Annotated in this window: 12 protein-coding genes; 8 read left to right on the forward strand and 4 right to left on the reverse strand. The window is 57.7% G+C overall.

From position 1 onward, the window contains the following. Positions 1-109: 109 nt before the first annotated feature. Positions 110-589, reverse strand: a complete 480-nt coding sequence (locus tag NW804_RS07980; RefSeq protein ID WP_414423265.1) for a peroxiredoxin — start codon at positions 587-589, stop codon at positions 110-112. Between the two features lie 136 nt (positions 590-725). Here NW804_RS07980 and NW804_RS07985 point away from each other — a divergent pair, with 136 nt between their 5' ends. The 6 genes from NW804_RS07985 (at position 726) to NW804_RS08010 (ending at position 7106) form a co-directional block, all read left to right on the forward strand. Next, positions 726-1520: a hypothetical protein gene (locus NW804_RS07985; protein WP_414423266.1), complete on the forward strand. Its 795-nt coding sequence runs from the start codon at positions 726-728 to the stop codon at positions 1518-1520. A 346-nt stretch (positions 1521-1866) separates the two neighbouring features. Further along, positions 1867-2364: a hypothetical protein gene (locus NW804_RS07990; RefSeq protein WP_414423267.1), complete on the forward strand. Its 498-nt coding sequence runs from the start codon at positions 1867-1869 to the stop codon at positions 2362-2364. Continuing rightward, positions 2361-2645: a twin-arginine translocation signal domain-containing protein gene (locus tag NW804_RS07995; protein WP_414423268.1), complete on the forward strand. Its 285-nt coding sequence runs from the start codon at positions 2361-2363 to the stop codon at positions 2643-2645. The genes NW804_RS07990 and NW804_RS07995 overlap by 4 nt, the downstream gene beginning before the upstream one ends. A gap of 109 nt (positions 2646-2754) precedes the next feature. Beyond that, the gene (locus NW804_RS08000) at positions 2755-2985 is read left to right on the forward strand and encodes a hypothetical protein (protein ID WP_414423269.1); all 231 of its coding nucleotides are present in this window, start codon (positions 2755-2757) and stop codon (positions 2983-2985) included. A 112-nt stretch (positions 2986-3097) separates the two neighbouring features. Further along, entirely contained in the window at positions 3098-5017 is a 1920-nt protein-coding gene (locus tag NW804_RS08005; RefSeq protein WP_414423270.1) for a 2-oxoacid:ferredoxin oxidoreductase subunit alpha, read from the forward strand. Beyond that, a complete protein-coding gene (locus NW804_RS08010; protein ID WP_414423271.1) occupies positions 5007-7106 on the forward strand; it encodes a 2-oxoacid:ferredoxin oxidoreductase subunit beta in 2100 nt (699 codons plus the stop codon). Before NW804_RS08005 ends, NW804_RS08010 begins: the two co-directional genes overlap by 11 nt. Positions 7107-7109: 3 nt before the next feature. Here NW804_RS08010 and NW804_RS08015 read toward each other — a convergent pair whose 3' ends face one another. Further along, a complete protein-coding gene (locus NW804_RS08015; protein ID WP_414423272.1) occupies positions 7110-7685 on the reverse strand; it encodes a hypothetical protein in 576 nt (191 codons plus the stop codon). 52 nt (positions 7686-7737) lie between these two features. Further along, positions 7738-8859, reverse strand: a complete 1122-nt coding sequence (locus tag NW804_RS08020) for a hypothetical protein (RefSeq protein WP_414423273.1) — start codon at positions 8857-8859, stop codon at positions 7738-7740. A gap of 293 nt (positions 8860-9152) precedes the next feature. Here NW804_RS08020 and NW804_RS08025 point away from each other — a divergent pair, with 293 nt between their 5' ends. Both NW804_RS08025 and NW804_RS08030 read left to right on the forward strand, forming a co-directional pair. Then, positions 9153-9815 (forward strand): hypothetical protein, encoded by a 663-nt coding sequence (locus NW804_RS08025; protein ID WP_414423274.1) that lies wholly within the window; start codon positions 9153-9155, stop codon positions 9813-9815. 91 nt (positions 9816-9906) lie between these two features. Beyond that, the gene (locus NW804_RS08030) at positions 9907-11157 is read left to right on the forward strand and encodes a hypothetical protein (protein WP_414423275.1); all 1251 of its coding nucleotides are present in this window, start codon (positions 9907-9909) and stop codon (positions 11155-11157) included. Here the strand turns inward: NW804_RS08030 and ruvX are convergent. Continuing rightward, a partial coding sequence (gene ruvX, locus NW804_RS08035; RefSeq protein WP_414423276.1) for a Holliday junction resolvase RuvX occupies positions 11150-11564 on the reverse strand: 415 nt, incomplete at its 5' end. The two genes, NW804_RS08030 and ruvX, sit on opposite strands and share 8 nt — an antisense overlap.

The following is an 11564-nucleotide window of genomic DNA, read 5'->3' on the forward strand; positions in this document are numbered from 1 at the left end:
TTCATGCTATCCACTTGTCAAAGAGCGACCTTCCTTGAGGAGCGCCCGCATTATAGCACAGAGTTAGTCACTTGTCAAGGCCCCCAAAATCTCGTTGTTAAAAGAATTTTCACGCAAGCCCCTCCAACGCCCCCCGGATGGCAGCTAGGTCCGGCAGTTGCCGCGGGTCCTCGCTCACCCACTTATATCGAACTACCCCTTGCTTGTCTATCACGAAGACGCTGCGCTTGGAGACCCCCTTCAGCCCCATCAAGTCCTCGTGGAGCACCCCGTATGCTCGGCTGATCTCTCTGTTGAAGTCCGTCAAGAGCTTGAACTTCAGATCGTGAGCCTTGATGAACGCGTTGAGCACAAACGGGCTGTCTACGCTGATCCCGTAGACGCGAGCCTTTAGTGAACTAAACTGACTTAAATTATCGCGGAACGAGCACATCTCGTTGGTGCAGACGGGGCTGAACGCCAAAGGGAAGAACGCTAAGACGATATTCTCCTTGCCCAGCTCCTTGCTGAGCGTAAAGTCTTCAAACTTTTCGCCATCACAGACTTTGGTGGTGAAGTCTGGAGCTTTCTGATTGAGCTCTGCAGGCATGATCGAGCCTCCTTTGGGATACGCTGAGATAGCTGTATTGTAAAGCAGACTGGGAGAGTCTGCAAACTAGTGAAACTCAGGGCACACCTGGGGGCTATATATTCCGTCCATCTCTCAGCAGAAAGGGGTGAGCACAATGACGGGCAAGAAGATCGTGCGCATGATGGCGCTGGCTCTGCCAGTGATGGCCCTCATGGCCGCCGGACCGATCTTGGTAACTCAATCGCACAGCAGCGACTCTGTCTCCGCGGGCATCAGCGAGCGGCCGGGCAAGCAGCTGACGCTCACCTTCACCAACGACACGGGCGTCGAAGTCGACGGCCTGCAGATCGAGTTCAAGAGGGTTCCTGCGGGCATACAGTCCGTCAAAGTCGAGCCGTTCAAGAGCACGATGGCGATTCTCAAGAGCAACGTGTTAGTGCTGACGAACGGGCGCGTCGGGCCGGGTGAGAAGGTGCGCCTGACGGTGCTCGCCGATCCGATGGGGCTTGCCGTGACGGACTTCCAATGGATTCGCCAAGGGGTGCTGATCGCCGGGAAGAGCCGGCAGATCGAGATCGAGGAGCGTGTCATCAATCGTGAGACGGTCTTGATAGATCGCACAGAGAAAGCGCCAGAACCACTGTTGGTCTCAGTGCGCTTCGAGCTGACCAATGGAGCGAGTCGGCTCTTTGTGACCCAAGGGATGATGGTCGCCGAAGGGGCGCTGCTGGCGATCAAAGACCAGGTGCGCTTCGAGCAGCTCATGAACGAGATCGCGCGGGCGAAGAACCTCAAAGAGCGCGAGAAACTGCAAGCTGAGCTGAAGAAGCTCGAGGTGCGGGCGCCGATCAGCGGGCTGGTGCGCGAGCTGGCGTTTGACGTCGGGGAAGAGACAACCAAAGTCGAAGCCAAGCTCATGGTCGTTGCCGGGGCAAACGCCCTCCAGTAAGAACGCTCATGCCAAAGAGCGCCGAGAAGCCACGGGGAAACCCCCGTGGCTTTTTGTAACATTAGAGATCGTTTCATGCCTAGCCCCAGTCGGTTTCTTGAGCCAGCATCACACCTCACCCTTGATAACGATCTCTTAGCGTAGGGCCCTTGGGGGACTTGACAGGCGAAGGGAAAAAAAAATTATAATTGGCTCTGTAGACATCCTTGGGAGCCGAATGCTGAAGCATCCGGCTCAGCAGATGAAAGCCCGCTGAAGCGGCTGTAGGAGCGTGCTTCAGCACGCTTTCATCTGCTAAGACGGCGGATTCATCCGCCGGTACAACAGTAAGGGGGAAGGTTAAGGTATGGATAAGGAGAAGGTTCTCCAAGCCTGGGAGAGCGCAGACGCTGGCTTGAGCATAGTTGCTTTAACACGTCTTGCCCTCGAACAGGGATGGACCTCCGTACCGGAGGGGAACCAAGAGGAGTTACTAGCTTCGGCTCGGCGCTGCGACCAAGCGTTCCATGAAGCAAGAAAGAGGATGTTCGAAGAGCTCATCGAAGGAGCTGATCCACGGGAGGCAGCTCAGAGGTTTGGTCAACAATTAGAGCAGATAGCGAAGAAGTTTATCCTTGAAGGCATACGGTTGGGAGAGCTCTCTAACGGAAGGCCTCTCTTAGAGGTTCTTGAAGAGCTCGCTAACAACCCGTGCTTTTGCTCTGACACAGAGTTAGCAGAGATCGGGGAGGAGTTCGGCATAGAGACAGACAAACTTTGGAAGATCAGGGAAGAGGCGAGAGAAAACATGAAGCGATTTGTCGAGGAAATCAAAGCTGAGCTCAGAGGGGGGAATTCCAAATGACTCAGAAAACTGCGCTTTCTCGACGTTCTTTCCTCAAAGCGGTTGGAGCAGCCCCTGTCATCATAGGTATTTCCTTCATAGTCCCCGGTTGCGCACCAGCAAAAGATCCACGATCGTTCCTCCTCTCACCTGCAGGACTTGCACCAGCGCAAGTTAATGGCAATTTTTGTTTAAGGTTCGCGCTTCGCGCGTGTTCTCGATTCCTGTTTACACCAAGTCTCTATATTGCTTGTGTAGGTGTTGTGTATGCAGCATGCGTGCGCGCAATACTGGCACCATGATGCCTGATCTTGTCCTATAATACTCTGTCTATGGCTTGAGCAACCCACAGATGTGCCCTGGTAACAATCTCTTGGCGCAGGGGCTTATTTATGATATAGTAAGGACAGTATGGCTAAGCCGAAACCTTCTACAGTTGAGATCGAGGTACACTACGACGAAGGCTGCTGGCAAGCCGCAGGAATCCACCACGGTATCTTCACAACGGGCCAGACCCTCGACGAATTATGGGCAAATCTTTGCGAGGCAGCTTCGTTGTATTTTGATGTGCCTGCTGAGCGCCTTCCCCAGATCGTGTTGAAGATCTCCCAAGATGCGACTGCCGCAGCTACGAGCCGTTGAAATCTTGCGTTTGCTGGACCTGAGCTGATCGGGCAGTTGCACCGCCCAGAGAATTTCAGTATCTTAACGGGGATTATCCCAGTCTGTCTTTTGCACGAGAGGAGTCGGGAATATGCATCGCAAGAATGAGCTATCATGGCTCGTGGGAGGCGCTCAGGGCAGCGGTGTAGACTCCGCTGCCAATATCTTTGCCAAAGCCTGCGCCTTCGGCGGATTGTACGTCTACGGCCAACGCGAGTACTATAGCAACATCATGGGCGAGCACAGCTACTACCAAGTTACGGTCAGCGACCGCCCCGTCCGCTCAACTCGTTCTTACACAGATATTTTAGTGAGCGCCGACGCCGAGACGGTCTTCCTGCATGCGCGCGATGTCAACCCCGGCGGCGCGATCATCTACGACCCCAAGCTCGCAGAGACCGCGCTCAGCAAAGTCGCGGCCCTGGAGCATCGCGCGCGCCATGACCTCCAACGCTATCTGAGCTCCAAGAATCTCCCTGAGACTCTGGGGGGAATGCTCCACGACGCGCACGCGCGCGGCGTGCGGCTCTACCCCGTGCCGTTCGATGAGCTTCTCCAGAAGATGACAGGGGAGAAGGCCCCACAGCTCTCCGTAGCCAAGCGCATGGCTAATACTATGGCCGTGGCGGCGTCGTGCGCCCTGGTGCGCTACGATCTTAAGTTCATAGAGCGAGCCCTCGAGGACGTCTTCCAGGGGAAAAAGAAAGTGATTGAACTCAACTTGCGCGCCTGCGAGCTGGCCTATGAGTACATCTTGAAAAACTTCGCGCAAGATTTTCCCATCGCTCTGGAAGCGCTGAAGGCGAGCGAGCCGCGCATCTATCTGACGGGCAACCAAGCCACAGCCCTGGGGAAGCTCGCCGCAGGCTGCACGGTGCAGACGTACTACCCCATCAGCCCGGCGACCGACGAGAGCACCTATCTTGAAGCCCACGGGGTCTTCGATCGTGGTGGCGAGCGCGGGGCAATACTAGTCGTCCAAGTCGAGGACGAGATCGCCGCGATCACCATGGCCACGGGGGCGGCGCTCGCCGGCGCGCGCGCCGCCACGAGCACCTCCGGGCCGGGCTTTTCGCTCATGGTCGAAGCGTTGGGCTGGGCAGGCATCAACGAAGTCCCAGTCGTCGTGACGCTCTATCAACGGGGCAGCCCCAGCACCGGGCTCCCCACCCGCCACGAGCAGGGCGATCTCCGATTTGTGCTGCACGCCGGACACGGGGAGTTCCCCAGAATCGTGCTCGCCTCAGGAGACTTAGAAGAGTGCTTCTACGATGAGATTCGCGCGTTCAACTACGCCGAGAAGTATCAAGTGCCCGTGATTCATCTCTTAGACAAGTCGTTGGCCAGCAGCAGCCAAACGCTGACGCTCTTCGAGCCCCAGCGGTGCCGCATCGAGCGAGGGGCATTGCTCAAGGGTTCGGCAGGCGAGGGCTACAAGCGATTCGCGTACACGGAGACGGGCATCTCCCCACGGGTTGCCTTGGGCACCCCCGGCGGGGTCTTCTGGAACACCGGCGATGAGCACGACGAGCTGGGGCACATTACCGAAGACCCCATCGAGCGCGTTCGGATGATGGAGAAGCGCGCCAAGAAATTAGAAGTTGCCGCGCGCGAGATCCCGCTCTCTGAGAAGCTCACTATCTTTGGCGATCCCAACGCTGAAGTGTTGCTACTCAGTTGGGGCTCGCCCAAGGGGGCTATTCTCGATGCTCTCGAAGTCTTGCACGCTGAAAAGCACTCGGTCTGTTTCGTGCAGTGTCGGCTGCTCTGCCCCCTGCCCAGCGACGACTTAGCCCAGCTGTTGCAGAAGGCGAAGCGTCGCGTCTGCATTGAGAATAACTACTCAGGGCAGTTTGCCGGGCTGGTGCGCGAATCTACCGGGATCGCTATGGACCATCTGATCGTCAAATTCAACGGACGGCCCATCACTATGGACGAAGTCTATGACGCTGTGAAGCAGATTCTTTCTGGCAAAGCCCCACGAAGGATGGTGTTGACGCATGGCGCGTAAGCCGCAAGACTACAAGACGGACGTGCACAACAACTGGTGCCCGGGCTGTGTGCTGCCCGGCTCGCTCATCCACACAAACCCCGATGTCAAGCCCATCGAATCCATCAAGGAAGGCGATCGGGTGCTGGGGTGGGACGGGCGCTACCACAGGGTGACGGAGGTCTTCAGCCACCGCCACCAGGGGATGATGTACAAGATCCGCGCGAAGTGTCTGGGAGAGGTCACGCTCACCCCAGAGCATCCCGTGCTCATCGCAAGACGAGCTCACCCGAAGCGACACAATGAGAAGTTCGAGCTGATCTGGGAACGAGCTGACCAAATCCACAAAGGGGACTATTTGGCGTATCCTATCCCCGCTGAGGTCGTTCCCCAAGAGAGCTTACAGCTCCCATCCCCCAAGGAGAAAGATCGGCACAGCACCCCACTGCCAGAGCGCGTCCCCATTACTCCTGATTTTCTGCGTCTAGCAGGGTATTATCTTTCTGAAGGGTGGATAGACCATCGCTCGAGTGAGAAAGACTATCTCGAAGCTTCCGTTTGCTTCACTGTTCACAGAAAAGAGAGGGCACTTGTGCGCGATATAGAGACGATCGTGGCCAAGCTCTTCGGGTTACACGTGTCGGTGACCGAAAGACCCTCTCGCAACACCATCGAGCTGGCTGTGCATTCTGCGCGATTGGCGCGAGCCTTCAAAGAATGGTTCGGCGATGGAGCTGCAAACAAGAAAATTCCCCATGAGCTGATGCTCTTGCCCCCACTGCACCAGCGGGAGTTGCTCAAGGGGCTCTGGCGCGGCGATGGCTGGGTAGATTCTCGACGAGCCCGGGCCAGCTATAAGACCATCTCGAAGACGCTGCGAGAGCAGCTCAAGCTGTTGCTCCTGCGCCAAGGGATCGTGCCCTCGGTCTATACCACGCCCGCTCGCCCAGGCCACCGCGAAGTCTATAGCATCTTCGTCACGAGTGCACGGGACTACGAACGCTTGATGGAGATATTGGGCGTAAAGCCCAAGAAATTGCCCACAGGCAAGCCCCCCTCAACAGTGATCGGGCAGAACTTCGTGATGGTCCCCGTAGCAGACATCGAGACCTTCGAGTATGACGGCCCGGTGTGGAACCTTGAAGTCGAGGGGGTTCACAGCTATGTGAGCGAGTGCGCGACCCTTCATAATTGCGGGGACTTCGGGATTTTGAATGCAGTGCAGATGGCCCTGGCTGAGCTCGACTTAGAGCCCCATCGCGTGGCGGTCTTTTCGGGGATCGGCTGTTCGGGCAAGACCCCGCACTATATCAACACATACGGGATTCACACGCTGCATGGGCGCGTCCTGCCCTACGCTACGGGGGCGAAGCTCGCCAACCCCGATCTTACTGTGATCGCCGTCGGCGGCGATGGCGACGGCCTGGGCATCGGCGCGGGGCACTTCGTCAACGCCGGCCGACGCAACGTGGATATCACGTACATTCTGCACAACAACGGGGTCTACGGCCTGACCAAGGGCCAAGCCTCGCCAACGCTGAAGCTGGGTATGCAGACAAAATCCCTCCCACAGCCCAACATCAATCAAGGGATCAACCCCTTGATGATCGCGCTCGCGGCTGGGTATACGTTCATCGCGCGCAGCTACGCCTATGATATCAAGCACTTGGTGAGCATCATCAAGCAAGCGATCGCCCATAACGGCTCGGCGTTCATTGACGTGCTCCAGCCCTGCCCAACGTATAACGACATCAACACGCGCGAGTGGTACGGCGGCGAGGACCGCAAAGACCCGCAGACGGGCAAGCCCCTCCCGCGCGTCTACAAGCTCGACGAGCAGGGCTATGACCCGCTCATCACGCCAGGGATGAGCGACGCCGAGATTACCGCGAAGCTCAATAAATTCATCGAAAAAGCCCTGGAATGGGGCGATCGCATCCCCATTGGAGTCTTGCTGAAGAACGAGACGGTGCCGCCCTACGAAGACCGAATCCTTCAGAGGATCCCGTTCTACCGGGAGGCGCCTCCGGCCAAACAGACGATCGCGGACGACCAGGGCCGACCGATGATCGACCTGACGAAGTTCTTAGAAGAGCTGAAGGTCACCTAACAGTTAGAAGCGACGTTCAAGGAGCACGACTCTATACGTCAGGGTGGACTCTTGAGGGGAGGCGATCGTGGCGCCGATGTTGTAGCCGAGCGTCGCGCCCAGCGCGGCCATCGTCACCGGGTTTACGACGAGCGAAAGATCCGTGGGCTCGAGCACCCAGTTGCCGGCGACCGCTGTTCCTACGATAGTGCCGACGATGCTCCCGGCAAAAGCTAAGAATACATTCCCCTGCACCCCGACGATCGCTCCGGCGAGCGCCACTCCCAGAAACGTCGCTCCTGGAGGAATCCCCAGATTGGGCCCGACGATCAGCGAGATGAGCGATGTTCCCAGCTCACAGGCGCGGCGCTCCGGCTGGGTCGGCGGACAGGGCTGCACTACTGAGAGCGTCCAATATGTCGCATAGAATCCCAGCCCGCCCCCGACGATCGCCCCTTGCACGCCAAAGAGAAATTCGAGAAAGATATAATCTGTCGGCTGCATCGGGCGCTCGGCGCGGAGCTCCCCTGAAACCAAGCACACGATGAGCATATAGACGACGATACTTATCAGAACTCTTTTCTTCACCCTCACCCCCATCCCCTCTCCCCTCGGAGGAAGAGGTGAGCTAAGGGGTGAGGGGAGATAAGCCCTAGAAAAGATCATAGTTCGCCGTGATCGTCAGCCCTTGAGTCCACTCTTCAAAGTCGCTCGCCAGCGTGAATTCGAGCTGCACCGCAAGATTGAGATTGGCCTGGACTTGGAACGTCAAGCGCAGCTCGAGACTCTGAATATCCAAAGGAGTGCGATCTTTGATCTGCGTGCGCACGAAGTTATACGACGCTTGAGCGTCTATGCTCTCGCTGATGCGAAACCCATAGTGCGCCTGGGCGATGAGCACATAATCTTCTAAAAGGGCGAGCGAGGAGCTGAAGCGCAGACTGCTCTTGAACTGCGAGCGTGGCGCAGGCGCGAGCGCGTACTCAAACGACGCCAGCGTGAGCCAATCACGAGTTCCCCCGTGTGGATCAAGCAGCTCATAGCCCATCCCTACGCGCAATTCCCAGCCGCACAGCTTCTCGTCAGCAGTTTCGTTGAGAATCTCTTCAATGCGCAGGAGCGCGACAGCTCCCAGTTGCCCCTGGGGGACGAAGCCCGTCGCTTCGATGATCTCTTCTAATCTCTGGACGAGGCTTGCTACATCGGGGAATTCGAGGCGGCGCCCGATAGTGTCGGCTACCTCAAAGAGCACCGCGGCGGGCAGGGGCGCCGAGAGCGCCTTGAGGTTGAGCAAACGCTCTTGGATCTTGAGGGCTTTGGAGAGCGCCGTCACATCTTTAAAGCGCCCGTACCCCAAGCCTGCTGAAACCCGCAGGCCAGGGTTGAGAAACGCCGTTGCCCCTTGGGCTTCGAAACCAACAAACCCAAAGAGATTCGTCTGCTCAAGATACGCCCGAAGATTCATGGCGCCGTCGGCTTGGTAGCTGAGCGCGTCTTTGGAAAGATCGAGCTTGAGGTTAGCCTGCTGGGAGAGCCCGAACGCGGGCGCATCGAGCAGCCGAGAGAACGAAGCCCGGAAGCTCCCGGAGTTGACGTTGTCGCGATCGTCCGCGAACTGATCGTTATAGTAGCGATAGTTCGCAGAGAGCTTGAAGTCTCGAAACTCGCTGCGCGGCGGCGTGTACCCGCAGAGCGGCCCAAGGCGCGGTTGCGCCCACACACTTTCAATATCGAAGACGACGAAAACCGTCAGAGCCAATAAGAGTTTTTTCATAAGTATTGTGCGAAGATTGTACTCTATCGGGTACGGGTGGCGTCAAATCCCTCTGGACGGCGAACGGGAAATTTGGTAAAACAGAAAGCAAGATGCGCAAGCGATATTTTATTATCGGGGTAGTTTGTTGTGTCATAGCTGGTGGCGCAGCAGGCTGGCTGTGGTGGGCGTTGGGGCCGGGAGCGCCATCAAGCACGACGGCGTTGCCGCCGGTGCCGCCTCTGCCCGAGCCCCCTCCGGCAGCTCCGCCGTCGGAGCCGCCTTCTGAAGTATCAGACGAGCTTCCGAAATTCTTGAGCGGGATCATTGACAGCGGGACGCTCGTCATCGAAGCTCGTGGGCAGCGCCTGGGCACGGAAGAATACACCCTCGAGCGTCGCGAAGATGGTACGCTCTCGCTCCGCTCGCAGGGAACGCTGAATTTTAAGATCGCGTTCTTCAGCGCCCAAGCGACGTTCGTCCAAGCTATAGAGTTCACGGCGCAGCGGCGCCCCATCAGCTATCAGCTCGCACTGGACGGCCCCATCGGGATCGGCAACCGACACGTGAGCGCGAGCTTTGGCGCGACTATCGCGATCATTGACGACGGGCAGAAAAAGACCGAGATCGCCCTTCCTGAAGAGCCGTTCTTACTCTTAGGGATGTTCAGCTCTTACGCGATCCTGCCCCTGTGGGCCACGCGCGAGGCTGCTCAAAAACTCAAAGTGATCAGCTTACGAGGCGACCGTCGCGATCGAGAGATTTGGGTGCTCTTGGAATATTTGAGACCTGTCCAGCTCAGCGATGGCAGCTCTACGCTAGAAGCTGACGAGTATCTCCTCAAAGATGAACAATTCACCCTGAAGCTCTATCTTTCTGGAGATCGTCTGGTAGCCCTCACAAACGACACGACCGAGCGCGACCGAAGCTTCCGGCTCTATCGTAGCGATCTCTTCCCTCAGGGGTTGAAGCCCTAGACGCCCAAGACGGCGCTCAGGGGACAGCTGCCCTTGTCAGGCAAAAGTCACGGTGCTATAGATAAAGCCGTGAAGGGAGGAGGTCACGGCTATGAAGGGCCTGGTCCGCTGGGTGTGGGCGGGCGTCGTATTGGGCGTTCTCGCGGTGTTGGGGTACGCGCAACTGCAAGGGGGTGGGGGCAGCCCGCTCTCTCCAGAGATCTTGGGAGTAGACTTGCGGCCGACCATCCCCGCTGATGGAAGCAAGGTGTTCGGTGCGGTGCGCTTCCGCGATGCCGACGGCGATATCGTGCAAGCGCGCTTCGACGTTGTCGAAGCTGTAGATTTCGCGCCGTTTCGCTTCAACCCCAAGATTAAGGGCCAAACAAGCGGAAGCTTTCCGTTCTTCGTCTTCTCGAAGATCCCTCAAAGAGTTCGGCTCCGCCTCACGTTAATAGACGAAGCAGGCAACCAGAGCATTCCTGTGGAATTTAGCTTTGAGGCCGTCATGCTCATTGAGGTCTTGGGGAAGTGGGGGACGCGCGGGGCGGGAGAGGCCCAATTCAACGGGGTATCGCACATTGCCCTCGACGATCGCAGGCGCGTCTACGTGACGGATTTCGGTCTGGATCGCGTGCAAAAGTTTACAAGCGATGGGCAGTTGCTCGCCCAGTGGGGTGGACGCGGCAGCGGCAACGGCCAGTTCACCGGGCCACTGGGGATCGCTGTAGATTATCAGGGCAACGTCTACGTCGCCGACGCGGGGAATCAACGAATCCAGAAATTCACGGAGAGCGGGGCTTTTATAACAAAGTGGGGCAGCCTAGGGACGGGCGAAGGACAGTTTAGTTTTCCCACAGGGGTCGCGACTGACCCGGCGGGCAACGTCTACGTCGCCGATAAAGTCAATAACCGAATTCAGAAATTCAGCCCGACGGGCGTCTTGATCGCGCGCTGGGGGATGTTTGGCCAAGCCGAGGCACAGTTTAACTCCCCCAACGATATTGCCGTGAGCAGTCAGGGAATCGTCTATGTGCTCGACACCGGCAACGGGAGGGTTCAGAAATTTATGGCTGATGGGTCGTATCTGGGGCAATGGGGGTCTCCAGGGGATCGCGAGGGGCAATTCCAAGCCCCTAGGGGGATCGCCGTAGATGCTCACGGCTTCGTCTACGTGGCCGACACGGGGAACGATAGAATCCAGAAATTCTCTGGGGACGGGGCGTTCATTGCGAAGTGGGGCAGTCTTGGAGCGGGCGATGGGCAGTTTAACCAGCCCGTAGATCTCGCTGTTGACCCCGATGGGGTCATCTACGTCGCCGAAGAGGGGAACCATCGAATTCAGAAGATTAAATTTAAGTAGACTGTTGCAGATACCCTTGCAAGATCAAGACGGCGGCGAGGGCGTCGCGCTTGGCTTTGCGCTGGCGACGGCTCATATTCGCTTCAAGCAGGGCGCGCTCGGCCTCGGCTGTCGTGAATCGTTCATCGAACGTGTGCACGGGGAGCTTGAGCGACTCCTCAAGGGCTCTTTTGAACTCCAAAACTTGCTGGGCTTTCGGCCCCAGCGAGCCGTCCATGTTGAGGGGCAGCCCCAGCACGATCTCTGTGATCTGATAACGCAATATAAGATCGCGGAGAAAGCGCAGATCGCTCTGGAGGTCTTTGCGTTCATAGACAGCCAAGGGGCTAGCGAGCGTGCGGCTCTCGTCGCTGAGAGCTAAGCCCAGACGCTTCTCGCCGAAATCTATGCCGAGCACGCGGCTCATA

It is taken from the genome of Synechococcus sp. WC10meta, assembly GCF_047461475.1.